A 16,647-nucleotide genomic window follows, 5' to 3' on the forward strand; every position below is an offset into this window, starting at 1 on the left:
CGCGACTAACCGAGCAGGGAACGCAGGCCCGCGATGGCATCCCGTCCGCGGGCCACCTTCTTCTCCTGATCCTGCGGCTTGTCGGCACGCCCTTCCCACTCGAGATCCTCGGGGGGCAGCTCGTCCAGGAAGCGACTCGGCACACAGTCCATCATCTCGCCATAGGTCTTGCGCTGCCGGGCCAGTGTCAGCACCAGCGTGCGCCGTGCCCGCGTGATGCCGACATAGGCGAGGCGACGCTCCTCCTCCACCGTCTCCATCTCGATGGAGTTGCGGTGCGGCAACAGGTCTTCCTCCAGCCCCATCACGTAGACGTGCGGGAATTCCAGGCCCTTGGAGGCATGCAGCGTCAGCAGCTGCACACGGTCCGAATCGTCCTCCTCGGCCTGCTGCTCGAGAATGTCGCGCAGCACCAGACGTGAGATGGCCGCCGCGACATCACCGGTCTCGGTGTCACCGACCATCGCCTCGCTGCCCTCAAGCTCTTCCACCTCCTCCTGGGGATTGCCGCTGATCGACTTCTCCAGCTGGTCGATCAGAATCCAGACGTTGGCCATGCGCCGCTCGGCGATCTTGGGGGCACTGGCGTTCTGATACAGCCAGCCCTCGTAATCCACTTCATGAAACAGCTCGCGGATCGCGCTGATCGACTGACCGGCATCCATCTCGCGGCGCACGCGGTCCAGCGTGTGGGTGAAGCGGCCGAGGCGGTCCAGCGCCCGCTCGCTGAGCTGCTCACGCAGGCCCATCTCGCTGCAGGCGGCGTAGAGTGACACGCCACGTCCGGTGGCGTAGTTGGCCAGCTTCTCCAGCGTGCCCGGCCCGACTTCGCGTCGCGGCACGTTGACGATGCGCAGGAAGGCATTGTCGTCCGCCGGGTTGATCAGCAGACGCAGATAGGCCATCGCGTCCTTGATCTCGTTGCGCCCGAAGAAGGAGGTGCCGCCGGAGAGCTTGTAGGGAATCTGATAGTGCTGCAGCTTCAGCTCCAGCAGGCGCGCCTGGAAGTTGCCACGATAGAGCACCGCGAAATCACGCCACTCGGCGCCTTCCTTGATGCGCCGCGTCAGGATCTCCCCCGCCACGCGCTCGGCCTCGGCCTCTTCGTTGCGATTCATGATGATGCGGATCGGGTCGCCATCGCCCATCTGCGACCACAGCGTCTTGTCGTAGACGTGCGGGTTGTTGGCTATCAGGGTGTTCGCCGCGCGCAGGATGATGCCGGTGGAGCGATAGTTCTGCTCCAGCTTGATCAGATTGAGGCGCGGGAAATCCTCGCCGAGGGTGACGAGGTTCTCGGGGCGCGCGCCACGCCAGGCGTAGATCGACTGATCATCGTCCCCCACCACGGTGAAGGTCTGACGCTCCTGCATCAGCATCTTCACCAGCAGGTACTGACTGATGTTGGTGTCCTGATACTCATCGACCAGCATGTAGTGGATGCGCCGTTGCCAGCGTGCCAGCACCTCGGGGTGGTCACGAAACAGCACCACCGGCAGCAGGATCAGGTCATCGAAGTCCACCGCGTTGTAGGCCTTGAGATGCCGGTTGTAGGCCTCGTAGATCACTGCGGCGTACTGGGCGTCTTCATCCTCGGCATGCGACAGCGCCGCCCCGGGCAGGATGAGGTCATTCTTCCAGGTGGAAATCTGACTCTGCACCGCATTGATCTGCTCGGCGTCGGTGTCGGCTTCCTTGTGCATCAGTTCCTTGATCAACACCTTGGCGTCATCGGTGTCGAACAGCGAGAAGCCCGGCTTGTAGCCCAGTGTCTTCAGCTCGCCGCGGATGATGGTCAGGCCGAGGGTGTGGAAGGTCGAGACGATCAGCCCGTGGCCCTCGCGGCCCTTGAGCATCTTGCCGACTCGCTCCTTCATCTCGCGCGCCGCCTTGTTGGTGAAGGTCACGGCGGCGATGTTGCGTGCCTTCATGCCGCATTCCTGCACCAGATAGGCGATCTTGGTCGTGATCACGCTGGTCTTGCCGGAACCGGCCCCTGCCAGTACCAGACAGGGGCCATCGATGGCGCGCACGGCTTCCTGCTGGCGGGGATTGAGCTTGGCGAGGCGATCACGGATCTCGGTCATCACGGTGTCCTGCTGGGCGAGGAAATCAATCGAAGAAACATCTCTGGTGGTGCCGGGCACGACCGGGCAGCGCACTCAATCAAGCTGCACGGCCCCGGCAAAGTCGAGCTGACGCCAGCTTTCGTAGACAACGACGGCGACGGCATTCGACAGATTCATGCTGCGGCTGTCGGCCAGCATCGGCAGGCGCAATACCTGCTCGCGGGGGAGACTGTCGAGCATCGCCTGTGGCAGGCCGCGCGTCTCCGGGCCGAACACCAGCGCATCACCAGCCTGGAAGTTGGCCTCATGTGGCGCGGTGCGACCCCGCGTAGAGAGCGCGAAGATGCGCGCAGGCTTCACGGTTGCGACGAAGTCATCGAGGCTGGCATGGCGCTGCACACGTGCCCACTCATGATAATCGAGTCCGGCACGCCGCAGGCGCTTGTCCTCCAGCTCGAACCCGAGCGGCTCGATCAGATGCAGGCGAAAGCCGGTATTGGCGCACAGGCGGATGATGTTGCCGGTATTGGGCGGAATCTCGGGCTGATAGAGCACGATATCGAGCATGAGCTAACTCGCGGCAGATGACGAAACAGGGCGTTGGCAGGCCAGCATTCCCCTCATGGCAGCACCGCCCGCCAGGACAACGCAAAGCGGGCCCCGAAGGGCCCGCCATCTTACCGCAATGCGCATCCATCGCGCAGGGCGGGAATCAGAACTGCAGACGCATGCCGACCAGCGGGCCGGAATCCAGCGTGCGCTCGTCACGGTTGTCGAAGTCCGCCTTCACCTTGCGGTAGCCGACATAGCCTTCGACGTTGTCGATGACCTGGTAGCGGGCGCGCAGGCCGTACTCGTAGCTGTGCTCCAGCTCGTCGCTGGTCACGACGTTCGGGGTGACGTAGCCATAGCCACCCAGCGAGACGCGCGGCGCGCCCGGCAGGTAGTAGTAGCCATAGCCGCCCAGGCCCAGACCGCCGCCGTCACCGTGGTCGGTGTCGTACTGGCTCCAGCGTGCGCCGAGGCCCACGTCGTATTCGCTGGTGCGCTCGGTGCCCAGCAGCTGGACGTGACCGGCGGTGACATCATCGTGGTCATCGCTGGACAGGATACCGCCGCCGAGCTGGACGCCGTTGCTGATCTCGCCGTTCAGCTCGCCCTGGACGGCTTCACTGTTGAGGTTGAGATCGGCGTTGCCGGCGAGTGCCGGGGCGGACAGGCTAGCGGCAAGGATAGCTGCCGAAAGGCCGAGAATGTTACGGTAAGCTGTCATGTGCATGTCTCTCTACGTGACTGGGAAATGTGGTGTGCGCGGGTCATGAGCGCTCTCAGGCGCTCTGGAGACCGTACTGCGCACGATAGTCGCGGATAGCTGCCGCGTACCCAGACAGTTCCTGCTGTGCGTATTGCTCAAGATACTCCAGCACCTGGTCGAGCGTCACGATACTGACCACGGGCATGGAGAAACGTGCTTCCACTTCCTGGATGGCACTGTTCGCTTTCAAGCCACCCTGTCCATCCGGAGCACGCTCCTGACGGTCCAGAGCGATCACGACCCCCGCCGCCTTGGCACGCTCGGCGTGGATGATCTCCATCACTTCGCCGATGGCGGTACCGGCGGTGATGACGTCATCGATGATCATCACGCGGCCTTCCAGGGGCGCGCCGACCAGCGAGCCGCCTTCACCATGCGTCTTGGCTTCCTTGCGATTGAAGGTAAACGGCATGTCGCGCTGATGGTGGTCGGCCAGCGCGACGGCCGTCACGGCACCCAGCGGGATGCCCTTGTAGGCAGGGCCGAACAGCACGTCGGCCTCCAGGCCCGAGTCGACGATGGCGCGGGCGTAGAAACGGCCCAGGCGCGCCAACGCCTGACCGGAGCGGAACAGGCCAGCATTGAAGAAGTAGGGGCTCACCCGCCCGGACTTGAGCGTAAACTCGCCAAACCGCAGCACGTCCTGCTCGATGGCAAACTCAATGAACTCCCGCTGGTAGTCCTGCATCCGATATCACCTTTGAATTCGTTAGCCATTTACCAAATCGTCTAAAGCTCGGGTATCATACAGGCGCGACGAACCAGGGACCACGTATGAAAATCGCTACAGTTAACGTCAATGGTATTCGAGAAGCGGTCAGCCGCGGCTTCCTCGACTGGCTTGCCAGTCAGGACGCCGACGTCGTCTGCATCCAGAACCTCAAGGCCAAGAGCTTCGAGCTCGACGACAGCATCCTCTACCCGGAAGGGTATGAAGGCTACTTCCTTGACGCCGAGAAAGACGGCTTCTCGGGCGTAGGCCTCTACTGCCGCCAGATTCCCAAGGCCATCATGTATGGACTGGGCTTCGAGCAGTGCGACAACGAAGGCCGCTACCTGCAGGCCGATTACGACCGCTTCAGCATCTGCTCCTTCCTGATGCCTGACGGCAGTGATCCGGACGCCAAGGGCGCCTTCATGGAGCAGTATCAGGAATACCTCAGCAAGCTGCGCCGCAAGCGTCGTGATTACATGATCTGCGGCACCTGGCATGTGGCCCACAAGACCGTCGATCTCGCCAACTGGTCCGACAACCAGATGACGCCCGGCTTCAAGCCGGAAGAGCGCGCCTGGATGGATCAGGTCTTCGGCCCGATCGGCTTCATCGATGCCTTCCGTGAGGTCAATCGCGAGGCTCACCAGTACTCCTGGTGGCCGGCGCTGGACAGTGACCAGCCGCGCGCCCGTCAGGAAGGCTGGCGCCTGGACTATCAGGTCATCGACCCGAACCTGCGTCGTCACATCAAGGACGCATGGATCGATACCGACGCGACCTTCAGCGAATTCGCACCGGTGATCGTCGAGTACGACCTCGAACTGTGATCCGTCGCGTCTCGCCTTGAGCGCTCGGCCTCGGGCCACCCTGCCAGTCGCATGATGTGCCATCCGGCACTGACGAAAACGCCCCCACCGCGCAAGCGATGGGGGCGTTTTCCGTCGGGTCCCGAAAAAGGACTCAGGCCTCGGCGGGCATGCCCAGCGCCGCACGCTGCGCGGCGAACAGCTCCGCTCCGGTCCGCTCGGCGAGATCCAGCAGCGCGTTGAGCTCGGCGCGATCAAAGGCTGCGCCTTCGGCCGTGCCCTGCACCTCGATCAACCCCTTGCCTTCCGCCATCACCACGTTCATGTCGGTATCGGCCTTGCTGTCTTCCGGATAGTCGAGATCCGTGACCGGCACGCCCTTGTAGATACCGACGGACACGGCGCTGACCAGACTCACCAGCGGGTCGGTCTTGATCTTGCGCTCACGCTGCAGGCCCTGCAGCGCATCGACCAGCGCCACACAGCCACCGGTGATCGCCGCGGTACGCGTGCCGCCATCGGCCTGCAGCACATCGCAGTCGATGGTGATGGTGTATTCGCCCAGCTTCTTGAGATCTACCGCAGCGCGCAGCGCACGGCCGATCAGACGCTGGATCTCCACCGTACGGCCACCCTGCTTGCCACGCGCCGCCTCACGATCACTGCGGGTGTGGGTCGCCCGCGGCAGCATGCCATATTCGGCGGTCAGCCAGCCCTTGCCGGAACCGCGCAGCCAGCGCGGCACGCCCGCCACGACAGAGGCGGTGCACAGTACGCGGGTATCCCCGAACTCCACCAGCACCGAGCCCTCGGCGTGACGAGTGAACTCACGGGTCAGGCGGATCGCGCGCGGCTGCTCCGGGGTGCGGCCACTGGGGCGGATCACGTTGGCTTCGCTCATGGGGATTCCTTTGTTGCAGTCTTCGGGAGGCCAGAGTCTACACGCCACGCCCACGGGCGACGACCTTCACCGCACACCGGGCCGCCCGCCCGAGAGCACTGGGCGCTCAAGAGCGGCGAGCGTACACTTCAAGACAATCATCACGGACGCTTCATGCTCCGCCCCTTCTTCCCGACTGCCAACCGACAAGGAGCACGTCATGGTCCACAGCATGACCGCCTTCAGCCGCCAGACCCATGAAGCCGACTACGGCACCCTGACACTGGAACTGCGCTCGGTGAACCAGCGCTATCTCGAACCGCACTTCCGCCTGCCCGACAGCCTGCGCGAACTCGAAAGCGCCTTCCGCGAAGGCCTGCGCAAGCGCCTCAGCCGCGGCAAGGTCGAACTCTCGCTGCGCTTTGATGCCGAAGCCGGTGCCGACAGCCTCGCCGTCGATGCCAGACGCCTTGGCGAACTCAGTCGCGTGCTCGCCGAAGTCGGCCAGCACTGCCCGGACGCCCCTCAGCCCTCACGCCTCGCCCTGCTCGACTATCCCGGCGTACTGGTACGCGAAGGCGCCGATCAGGAGCGCATCAAGGCCGATGCCTTGAGTCTGTTCAAGCGCGCGCTGGACGAGCACATCGAAGGCCGCGCCCGCGAAGGCGAACGCCTCGCCGAACTCATCACCGCTCGCCTCGACAGCGTCGACAGCCACGTCGCCGAAGTCCGCCGCCTGATGCCGGACATCCTCGCCCGACAGCGTGAAACCCTGCTCGCCCGCCTCGAGGAAGTTCGCGCCACCCTCGACCCGCAACGCCTGGAAGCCGAACTGACCCTGATGGCCCAGAAGGCCGATGTCGATGAAGAACTCGACCGCCTCGACACTCACGTCAGCGAAGTCCGTCGTCAGCTCACCCAGAAGGGCCCCATCGGCCGCCGCCTCGACTTCCTGATGCAGGAACTCAACCGCGAAGCCAACACCCTCTCCTCCAAATCCGTCGTCGCCGACACCACCCGCTGCGCCGTCGAGCTCAAGGTGCTGATCGAGCAGATGCGTGAGCAGATTCAGAATATCGAGTGAAGCTGGCATTTGGTGGGCGCCCGCGAACCTGGTATTCTCCTGGTCACGCTGGGCGCCATGCGAGCATCCGATCACCTCATGCGAGGCGGAATTGATGGCCATTGCATGTCAGCATGCAGTGACCGGATCAGCTCTGGAATCTGATGATCCTCAAGATCAAGGTGTTTCAAACCGCATTCCCATACGACAAGCACTCTCCAACCAAGCTGTCGCAGCTCATTCTGGACTCTGGCATCACGGGCCATGTTGGCCTCGAACTTCTGTTGCCAGAACTCAGGCCTAGTCTTCGGGCTGGCGGCGTAGAAACACTTTCCATGTCGATGCCAGAAACAGCCGTGTACGAAGATGACGAGTGAGTGACGCTTGAGCACCAGATCGGGAGAGCCGGGAAGACCGCGCCGGTGCAGGCGATAGCGGAACCCCTGGGCATGCAGATACTGGCGCAACTGGATTTCAGGCTTCGTATCCTTGCCCTTGATGGCCCCCATCATCCGGGAACGCACTTGGGGGTCAACCACATCAGTCATGTCAGCCCCCTGCTTCATTCAGGCATCAATTCAGGCTTAGAACCATGAACCATTCAATTCAGGTGGTCGACCTTTTTGCAGGCCCAGGTGGCTTGGGTGAAGGATTCAACTCCCTACGGGATGTCAACGAGAAGCGCGTCTTCAAGACGCTCGTCTCGGTCGAGAAGGAAGCTTCCGCTCACAAGACACTGACCCTTCGTGCCTTCTTCCGGGAACTGCTCGATAGCGGAAGGGACAGGAGTGCCTACTTCAATTATCTGACAGGCGGCCCGCATCCCTCCAGCCTCGAAGACTATCGCGACCTCTGGGAACACGCAGAGCATGAAGCATTGTCACTGGAGCTGGGAGGCGAAGCTGGCAATCATGCACTTGAGGAGAGGCTCGAACAGGGGCTGGATCATTCGAGAAACTGGGTACTGATAGGTGGCCCCCCCTGCCAGGCCTACTCCCTTGCCGGGCGCTCCAGAAACAAGGGCAACAAGGAATACAAGGCAGAAGATGACAAGAGGCACTTCCTCTACAAGGAGTATCTATCCGTCATCGCGCGCCATCGTCCTGCTGTCTTCATCATGGAAAACGTTCGTGGAATATTGTCATCCAAGGTCAATGGTGAATACATCTTCGACCAGATCCTGTCTGATCTACATGAGCCAGATTCTGCCGTCGAGGTCACTACTGCGGATTCCGTGATGTCGGTGCAGAGGAAGGGTTACACCATCTTTTCTCTGGTGGATGACAAGGTGCACTATCCGCGCGAGAACAGTGGCTGGTTTGGCTCCACCCCTCTTTCGCGAGATGAGTTCTCTTCTTTCCTGATAAAGGCAGAGCAATACGGTATACCCCAGGCCCGCCATCGCGTCATTCTGGCAGGGGTCAGAAATGATCTTGTCGACAGCATGGGGATCGATGAGATCGCCAGCATGCTCAAGGTTCCTCTTCACAAGGGGGGTGAGCCGGTGCCTGCTGCAGAGGTTCTCTATCACTCAGGCATGCCTGAGCTGCGCAGTGGTCTGAGCCGCGAGGATTCACGTGAAGAGTGGTCCAGAACGATTCATGAATCCGCGGAAAGAATCATTGCTGAATTGAAGGCAAAACCTCCTGTAAAGCTTGACTCAAGGGAATCTGAGGAACTGCTTGACGAGATCAAGTCCGTATCTGGTCATGCAGCCAAAGGACTACGCCTTGATCGAAAGCAGATGGTGGTAGAAGGGGCCTACAAATCCAGCCCGATAGTCAGTCAACTGGAGGAGTGGCTGCATGGTGCCTATGATAGGAAAGTGATGCCTATCTGGGTGAACCACGAGACGCGTGGTCATATCAAGGAAGATCTGGCGCGTTATCTCTATTGCTCCGCATATGCAAAGGTTACCGGAAGAGCCCCCAAGGGCTCCGAAGAGATACACCTGGATTGTCTGGCACCCAATCACTCCAACTGGAAATCCGGCAATTTCTCGGACCGCTTCCGAGTGGTTGTCGAAAACCAGCCCTCCAAGACGATCACGAGTCATATCTCCAAGGATGGTCATTATTTCATCCACCCGGATCCATACCAATGCCGTAGCCTGACGGTCAGAGAAGCAGCACGCATCCAGACATTCCCGGATGACTACTTCTTTGAGGGAAACCGGACACAACAATATGTCCAAGTGGGAAATGCTGTGCCACCGCTGCTGGCAAGACAGATTGCTGGAAGAGTACAGAAAGTCTTGAGAAAACTCGCTGATTATCAATAATTCACTATGAATAACGTCGGAGGCCTTTATTCAAAAAGCCTCCGACGTTATATCTAGGACTGCATGCCTTCATAAGCCAAGAAGATCTATTGGATAGCACTAGGAGTCTTGCCTGATAAACTTACAACAACATCATCAATATGGATATTCACTGAATTTAGTTTGAAATTCATCTTTACATAAGGCTATTCTAAAAAAACGATTCCAAATGGGCCTTATAGATGACGACTCCGCAGATCCTGAGCTTCGCGACACAAGTACGACAAAGACATGTGAACTACGGCACCTTGGAAGAGACCGCAGACGCGATCCAGTCTGAGCTGTCCTTGATGGTACCCTTCAGCGATGAGATGAAAGCGGACCTGGCTGCAGCAGTGGAGCTGGTACGTGGCGAATTGCAGGACGTGGAAATCCTGCGCCCCTTCTCGATCATCGATAAACGACCGGAGTGGTACAAGGGTCCGTCAAGAGGTGATCGCCACTGGCCGGCTCTGCATGAATTCCTCAAGACCAAGGGGTGGGGTGAAGATACGATCGCCTCCCTGAGCGACGCTTCTTCAGAAGTCGTGTCTCTCCTGGGTAACCCCCAAGAGGGGAGATTCGCCTGCCGAGGACTGGTGGTCGGCTATGTCCAGTCAGGTAAGACCGCAAACATGACAGCCGTGATGGCAAAGGCTGTGGATGCCGGATACAACCTGGTCATCGTACTGGGCGGCGTGACCAACAAGCTCAGAAAACAGACCCAGGATCGCTTCGAACAGGATGTGCTTCGTCACAGAAATCTCTGGCAACTATATACGACCAGCGACATGGATTTCGTGCAGCCCCCGAATGGCGGTTTCATCATGCCCACGGCTGGGCATGCGCAATTGATCGTCATGAAGAAGGAAGGTAGTCGTCTGATGCAGCTGAGGAAGACGATCAGCCGTACTCCAGCTGCCATCATGAAGAAGCTCAAGGTACTGATGATCGATGATGAGTGTGACCAGGCATCGGTCAACTCAGCCCGCGGTGAATTCGATATCTCGAAGATCAATGAGCATCTCCGCCGAGCTCTCCAAACCCTGCCAGCAGTCAGCTATGTAGGCTATACCGCTACACCATTCGCCAATGTCTTCATCAACCCTTACCCCTATGACAACGGTGAAGAACTGGATGACCTTTATCCTCGTGATTTCATCACAGCCCTGAAACGCCCTGATGCGTATTTCGGTGCACGCGAGGTGTTCGGCGGCGACAGTGATGACGAGGACTCCCAGGAACGCGACATGATCCGTATCCTCGCTGAGGATGAACCTGAACTGCTCCGTCCGACATCGCCAAAGAACAAAGGGGTTTTCCGCCCATCGATGACTCCTTCTCTGGAGCGAGCGATCCTGTGGTTCCTGGCGAGCTGTGCGATTCGCAGGGCACGCGGCCAGCATGACAAGCATATGTCCATGCTCGTCCACTCATCCCAATTCGTGGCTCAACATGAATACATGTCTGAGCTTATCAGATCGTGGGTTGAAGCACGTCGAGAAGAGCTCCTGAGCGGAGCAGGTACTGCCTTCGATCAACTTCACGAAGTATTTGAGATTGAGAAGAAGAGCTCTGCTACCGGCACCGGAAGAGCTACCACCGAGAGCTTTGAAGTAGTAAGAGAGCATCTCCCGGCAGTGCTCGATCAGCTGACATATCCGGTCGAGAACGGCGAAACGGAAGACGGCCTGCGCCTTGATTACACCCAAGGGCCGGTCACCTGTATCGTTGTGGGCGGGACGGTTCTCGCACGAGGACTGACGATCGAAGGGCTGAGCGTCTCATTCTTCCTGAGAACCACCAAGCAATACGACACCCTGCTTCAGATGGGGCGGTGGTTTGGTTATCGCCATGGTTACGAAGACCTCCCACGGTTATGGACAACCGATGATCTTGCTTCCAAGTTCAGGTCACTTGCCGTCATCGAAGAAGAGATTCGAGAGGATATCGCTCTCTATCGGGAAAATGACCTCACACCTCGTGAACTTGCCGTCAAGGTACGTGCCATTCCAGGCATGGCAATCACCTCAGCAACCAAGATGAAGCATGCCTTCGCGACGAGCATGAGCTTTTCGGGCAAGCATGTTCAGACTATTCGCTTCAATCACCGTGACAGCGACATTGTCGGCAACAACTGGGATGCAGCGTCCAGGCTGGTGAATGAAGTCCTCAAGAGCGGCCCCGGTAGCGAGGAGTCACGTGGCACTCTCTTCGAAGATGTACCATTGTCAGCAGTTCGCAGCTTCATCCGTGACACCGACATATCCGAAGAACACATGGACCTGAAGAAGCCCCATCTCATCAGATACCTCGATGAGGCCAAATCTGATTTGCAGAGATGGAATGTAGGGATCATCAGCACCAACTCTTCGACTGAATCACGTCGCGCATTGGGGGATATGGGCAAGGTACCGACCATTCGCCGCTCCAAGTTGAAAGGTTCCTCATCGCACTACGCTGATATCAAGGCATTGATGTCAAAGGCCGATATTCTCATTGATGCCAAGAACCCTTCTAAAGACAAGCATGATTGGGCCAGCTACAAGGCCTGTCGGCCTGAGAAGCCCTTGCTGCTTATCTATCTCATCGATGCGCTATCTTCACCGGCATCTAGCACAAAAAACAACGCTGATGAGAAAAAGACAAACAGAACGGCCTTGGATGCAGTATCTGATCTGGTTGGCTTCGGTATCGTCTTCCCCGGGCAGAAGGATCGTTCCGGAAATTATTTCTCGGTAGATATTGATAGCCAATCCGTTGAAGACACTGAAGTAGGAAGCGACGAGCTGGAAGAGATTGAACCGGAAGACGCAAATGCCTGAATCACTTGAACTTGCGCTTGAATGGGACTTGATCCGAAAGAGCGGTAAAGGTGACGGTATCCTAGAGATTCCCAGTCGACCAACGGATGTCTCGACAGGATTCGGTATGGTTCGTATTGCGACTGGGCCTGTGGGCGAACCCCGCCTGCTCATCCCCATCGGGCGCCCGGGGAAAGAGACCATATCGGCAGACAACTGCAATCTCAAGGTAGGGCGCGCCTTCTATCGCAGTGGCGGAAAGGGGATTCACTTTCTCGATCTGATATTGAAAGAGCCTCGTCTCGCCAATGTCTTTGCTGAGCTCGCAGAAGAGATTCTCAAGCGAATCGAAACCGGAGATGCTCCAGAGACAGCCGTTCAGGGCACCATCGAGGATTTTCGCAAGCTGCTGGCCATCACCCCTCGTACTGAAGTTTCTCCAGGCGAGTTGGCAGGTCTTATCGGTGAGCTGGTCATACTCGAAAGGCTGAGTGCAGACAATCCAGAGGCGGTATCAGCATGGATGGGGCCGCTGGGCCAGCGGCACGATTTCCGCCATGGGCCTCTTGCCCTGGAAGTAAAGACATCAACCAGAGCCGATGCTTCACGAGTACAGATTCATGGATCGGAGCAGCTGCTCGAGCCTGAAGGCGCAGAGCTTTTCCTCGCTCATCTGCGAATAGAGCGGACAGATCGTGGCAACCTGTCCATTGCCAGCTTGAGGAAACGCATCATCGAGCTGGGAGCTGATGAGCCCACCCTGGACAAGCGCCTTTCTGCCATGGGGTGTCGTGAGCCGCAGGGCGATGACTGGAACGCCATGACCTTCTCGTTTGAAGGCATGGACTTTTACGCCGTCACGGGGGGCTTTCCCCGTATCGTGTCATCGTCGTTCCCTGATGATGAGTTACCTGGCGGGATCGTCAGCCTGGAATACGGGATCGACCTTTCTCATGCAAGAGAGTACCGATTGAACGATGTCACCAGCCGAGAAATGCTCCGGAGATTTGTGCCATGACGCCGTTGACACTATTCAGCGAACCCTTTGCAAGGACCGGAAATATTGCAGGTGAAGGTTTCCGACGTCTGCTCGGGCGTCCGGCCCTGGGCCTCCTTCAGACGGTCATACGTGAGGCTCTACAGAACTCAGTGGATGCAGCTCCCGATGGGAATTCAGTTGAGGTGAAGCTTCGGTATCGTGTTCTTCACGGTGGTGAACTGGAGCAATTCAAGGCGCTGGCATTCCCGGAGCTTCCCCCCGGCTTGAGCGAGCCACAGACACAGGTTTCGGAAGATACTGAAATACGATCTTCCAATACCGCACTGCTCGGTAGCCGCCTCGGTATTTTCGAAATTGCCGATTTCAATACAAGTGGCCTGGCTGGCCCGACACGGGCAGATGAGATATCTGAAGTAGAAGATCCTGACTTCGTGAACTTCTTTCGCAACGTCGGAGCAGCCCGCGACACCAATCTAGGTGGCGGAACCTACGGCTATGGGAAAACCTCGCTATATGCATTGAGCGGATGCTCCACGATCATCGTGGACAGCCAGACGACCTGTGCCGGGCAACCAGTACGACGAGTCATGGGCTGCCATCTTGGCAACGCGTACCAGGATGACCACGAAGGGGCACCGAAACGCTATACCGGGCGGCACTGGTGGGGGCGCGAGGATGGCGACGGCGGTGTCGATCCAGTAGAAGGAGAGGAAGCGACCCAGCTGGCGAATGCGCTCGGTTTTCCCGCGAGGGATAAGGCACGCACGGGAACGACTATCGCCATCATCGCACCACACATTGATGAGGATGCCGAACTCTCTTCTGACCTCGTCGAGTCCGTTCTCTGGAACTTCTGGCCAAGAATGTGCGCAACGACACCTGCAGACCGAAAGATCAGTATCACTCTCGAAGTCGAAGGGAGGGAGATTCCGATTCCAGCTCCCGAGGAGTTTCCCCCACTCGACCTTTACTCAAAAGCTCTTGCCAAGGCCCGCGCGGGAGAAGGCAAGCCGGTGGAGAGCCTTCGTTACAAGGCAAAGCTGGGCAACCTTGCAATTGTCCATGGCCTGCGTTCGCCTCGTGATGGAATTGCACAAAAAGAAGGTAGCCTGATACCAAGCCATTCGGCTCATATCGCATTGATGCGTCCGGTTGAACTTGTCGTTCGTTACTTGCCCGGCGAAGCCTATCCAAGTGATCGCGTTGAGTGGGCTGGTGTCTTCATATGTTCCGATAAACCTGACATCGAGCGTGCCTTTGCCGATGCAGAGCCACCAGCACATGATGACTGGATTCCGGACATGCTGCCTAAAGGTCGCGAAAAGACCTTGGTCAACGTCGCATTGCGAGAGATAAGGCAGGAAGCACAGACATATGCACAGCCCAAATCTCTTGCCATAAGCTCAAGACAGAAAGGGCCATCGGTAGCCGGAACGGCGACGAAGCTTGGCAAGCTACTTGGCCAGACATCGAGCAAAGGGCCGGGTCGCCGCGCAAGCGGAGGGGGCGGTGGTAAACGCAAGAAGATCTCCATATCAGCGCCACGCTTCGTTAAGCTCGACCAGATCGATAACCAGCTTGTGGCAGTGTTCGAAGCAGACCTCAGCAACGATGGAAGTGACCCGGGAATGCGTCTTCATGCAGCCCCCCAGCTCGTCATTGATGGATCGCTTGAAGACGCCTCTGATCTCCCGGCGGGCTACGAGGTTTCACTGCTCGATATCAGGCTCCAAGATGGGGAGGCACATCCCGACCAGCTCAGTATCGGCAGCCAGGGAGGCATCGTGACCTGTCGCGTGGCCATGCCAGAAGACGTTGCGGCCAGCGTCAAGTTCACCTTCTGGAAAGGAGATGAGGCATGAGCAGAAGCTACGCACTCCCTTTCCTGACGCTTCCCGATGATGTCGTGGGCTTCGATCAATGGCTGATCGGCGACCCGGGTGATCCACTCTTCCCGATATCGATGCAACTGGATGCCTGGGATTATGCAAGAGATCTGCAGCTGGATGCTCAGCTGGATCTGGATTTCGATGCTGCGGCAAAAGCCCTTGGGGCGACTGAAGGAGTAGATCTCAAGCTGGCAATCGTGGTCAATATCGGTACTGGTAGCGGCCGTTTCTCACGACGCCTGGAGCCAGTCTTCGAGAAAGTGATAGAAGCTCCGCTGACGGAGCCAATGACCATCAGCCTTCCCATAGATAGCCGTGACCTGAGCGGGAGACTGATGGTACGCCTTGAAATCCTGCTTGCCGAGAGCCTTGCGAGTGACAACCCGTTGGCTCCTCGGGTCGCTGGCTCTCGGTTATGGTCAAACAGTACCAACTTGCATCTGGAAGATGGCGGCGATGCCCGATTCCCTATGGAAGTGCTGTCCTTCAAGCAAACGTTTCATGGTCAGAGGCAGGTGGACGCCCCCTGGTATTTGCATATGCGACCGGTGTCACCCGAAGCCGATTTTACCGGTAGCGTTCGCCTGTACGTGAATGCCGATCACGAGATTTTCGCAGAGCGCGTCTCGAAGGGAGACTCCTCGACGTTGCAAGCCATGCTTGGTGACGTGATGATCCAGATGTGCCGTGCAGCACTTGAGGATGAAGAGACATGGGACATCCTGAAAGACTGCGAGGAAGGGTCGGTAGGCTGTCAGATCACGAGCTGGCTGGAACTTGCCTTCCCGGGCATGTCTGCAGAGGATGTCCATGGCTTGATGACAACTACACCCGGTGCCTTTCATGCTGCACTCATCTCGATAGCTGATATGGGAGATGCCGAATGACGGGAATAAAACTGCTACCTCGGCTGTCGCCGCTAGGTGTGGAAAAATGCCTTTCCAGTCTGCAAGACCAGACCGATGGATATCTGGAGCCGGGGGTCAGCCTGGACCACCGCCTCAAGGCTTATGAGGCACACATCTGGTATGCAGCCAGCGGTGGCTCGGTTGACCGGGCCCTGGTAGAAGAGATCATGGGCAAGGTCAGTGATATCGCACACGATTGCGGTTATCCCGCTCCAGCGACCGACCACAAGCGAGCTTCTTTTGATACGCAAGTGGCTGCCTATTTCGGTCAACACCCGGACCTAGGTGGTGGAGAGTTGCTACGCGACGATGTGTGGGCATTCATGTCCTGCGTATTACTTCAGGAATTCACCATCTGGCGTTATTCAGTCGCACAGAAAGCACGTTTTGCCGGTGGTGTCCGCAATACGTTCCAACGCCTATGGGTACGCGGGCGTACACTTGACCTGGGGCCGGAATACGAAAAACGCTGGCACCTGCTGGGAATCCTGAGCGAAGATGCCATGGTACAGATCTTCGAGCGAGCATCGATTGCCAGCAATGCTCGCCTGGCTCGCGCCATTGCAATAGCCTGGGAAGCAGCAGCTGACCGGATCGGGCGTGGCAGGATGGAGAAAGTCATGCGTCATGCCACCAAATTGATCAGGCTACGCAATCAAGTCATTGACCTTTCCTATCTTCCCGAAGAAGCCCTGACAGCGGAGATCAATTCCGCATTCACCCAAGCCTCCTCGGAAATTGCTACTGATACGGATGCCATGAAGGCAGAGGATGAACAATTCTCTGCCTCTGACAGTTTGGGCCAGACACTCTCCAGGTGATTCATGCGCACGTAGATGCACCTGGAATCATTGCCCAAAACAGGCAGCATCAAGACTCGCCCTCATTGAAGGCAATTG

The 16,647-nt window shown here is 58.2% G+C and carries 14 protein-coding genes; 8 read left to right on the forward strand and 6 right to left on the reverse strand.

Translation table 11 applies throughout. The features are described 5' to 3' along the window. Positions 1-5: 5 nt before the first annotated feature. From rep to pyrE, 4 genes are all read right to left on the reverse strand, one after another. Positions 6-2,087 carry a DNA helicase Rep gene (gene rep, locus HXS66_RS09970; RefSeq protein ID WP_077379907.1) on the reverse strand — a complete coding sequence of 694 codons (2,082 nt, stop codon included), beginning with the start codon at positions 2,085-2,087 and terminating at the stop codon, positions 6-8. Between the two features lie 75 nt (positions 2,088-2,162). Then, on the reverse strand, positions 2,163-2,636 hold the full coding sequence (gene trmL / locus HXS66_RS09975; protein ID WP_176503476.1) for a tRNA (uridine(34)/cytosine(34)/5-carboxymethylaminomethyluridine(34)-2'-O)-methyltransferase TrmL: 474 nt from the start codon (positions 2,634-2,636) through the stop codon (positions 2,163-2,165). Positions 2,637-2,781: 145 nt separating this feature from the next. Continuing rightward, a complete protein-coding gene (locus HXS66_RS09980; RefSeq protein WP_077379903.1) occupies positions 2,782-3,342 on the reverse strand; it encodes a YfaZ family outer membrane protein in 561 nt (186 codons plus the stop codon). Positions 3,343-3,397: 55 nt separating this feature from the next. After that, a complete protein-coding gene (gene pyrE / locus HXS66_RS09985) occupies positions 3,398-4,072 on the reverse strand; it encodes an orotate phosphoribosyltransferase (RefSeq protein WP_077379901.1) in 675 nt (224 codons plus the stop codon). A gap of 86 nt (positions 4,073-4,158) precedes the next feature. Between pyrE and HXS66_RS09990 the strand changes: the two genes are divergently transcribed. Further along, on the forward strand, positions 4,159-4,926 hold the full coding sequence (locus HXS66_RS09990) for an exodeoxyribonuclease III (protein WP_077379899.1): 768 nt from the start codon (positions 4,159-4,161) through the stop codon (positions 4,924-4,926). Positions 4,927-5,059: 133 nt separating this feature from the next. On the opposite strand, the gene rph is transcribed toward HXS66_RS09990, so the two are convergent. After that, the gene (rph, locus tag HXS66_RS09995) at positions 5,060-5,806 is read right to left on the reverse strand and encodes a ribonuclease PH (RefSeq protein ID WP_176503477.1); all 747 of its coding nucleotides are present in this window, start codon (positions 5,804-5,806) and stop codon (positions 5,060-5,062) included. Between the two features lie 199 nt (positions 5,807-6,005). Here rph and HXS66_RS10000 point away from each other — a divergent pair, with 199 nt between their 5' ends. Beyond that, positions 6,006-6,869: a YicC/YloC family endoribonuclease gene (locus HXS66_RS10000; protein WP_084207724.1), complete on the forward strand. Its 864-nt coding sequence runs from the start codon at positions 6,006-6,008 to the stop codon at positions 6,867-6,869. Positions 6,870-6,940: 71 nt separating this feature from the next. Here the strand turns inward: HXS66_RS10000 and HXS66_RS10005 are convergent, their stop codons facing one another. Further along, positions 6,941-7,396, reverse strand: coding sequence for a very short patch repair endonuclease (locus tag HXS66_RS10005; RefSeq protein WP_141392227.1), 456 nt, complete (start codon positions 7,394-7,396; stop codon positions 6,941-6,943). Between the two features lie 44 nt (positions 7,397-7,440). On the opposite strand from HXS66_RS10005, the gene HXS66_RS10010 reads away from it, so the two are divergent. The 6 genes from HXS66_RS10010 to HXS66_RS10035 all read left to right on the forward strand — a co-directional run bounded on the left by HXS66_RS10010 (position 7,441) and on the right by HXS66_RS10035 (position 16,569). After that, positions 7,441-9,129 (forward strand): DNA cytosine methyltransferase, encoded by a 1,689-nt coding sequence (locus tag HXS66_RS10010; protein ID WP_176503478.1) that lies wholly within the window; start codon positions 7,441-7,443, stop codon positions 9,127-9,129. 221 nt (positions 9,130-9,350) lie between these two features. Next, positions 9,351-11,972, forward strand: a complete 2,622-nt coding sequence (locus HXS66_RS10015) for a Z1 domain-containing protein (protein ID WP_176503479.1) — start codon at positions 9,351-9,353, stop codon at positions 11,970-11,972. After that, entirely contained in the window at positions 11,965-12,969 is a 1,005-nt protein-coding gene (locus HXS66_RS10020; protein ID WP_176503480.1) for a PD-(D/E)XK motif protein, read from the forward strand. Before HXS66_RS10015 ends, HXS66_RS10020 begins: the two co-directional genes overlap by 8 nt. Continuing rightward, complete coding sequence (locus HXS66_RS10025; RefSeq protein WP_176503481.1) at positions 12,966-14,813, forward strand: hypothetical protein; 1,848 nt, start codon at positions 12,966-12,968, stop codon at positions 14,811-14,813. Before HXS66_RS10020 ends, HXS66_RS10025 begins: the two co-directional genes overlap by 4 nt. Beyond that, positions 14,810-15,727, forward strand: coding sequence for a hypothetical protein (locus HXS66_RS10030; RefSeq protein WP_176503482.1), 918 nt, complete (start codon positions 14,810-14,812; stop codon positions 15,725-15,727). Before HXS66_RS10025 ends, HXS66_RS10030 begins: the two co-directional genes overlap by 4 nt. Further along, positions 15,724-16,569 (forward strand): DUF6339 family protein, encoded by an 846-nt coding sequence (locus HXS66_RS10035; RefSeq protein WP_176503483.1) that lies wholly within the window; start codon positions 15,724-15,726, stop codon positions 16,567-16,569. Before HXS66_RS10030 ends, HXS66_RS10035 begins: the two co-directional genes overlap by 4 nt. Positions 16,570-16,647: the final 78 nt, after the last annotated feature.

This window comes from Cobetia sp. 5-11-6-3, from assembly GCF_013374055.1.
GTDB lineage: Bacteria > Pseudomonadota > Gammaproteobacteria > Pseudomonadales > Halomonadaceae > Cobetia > Cobetia marina.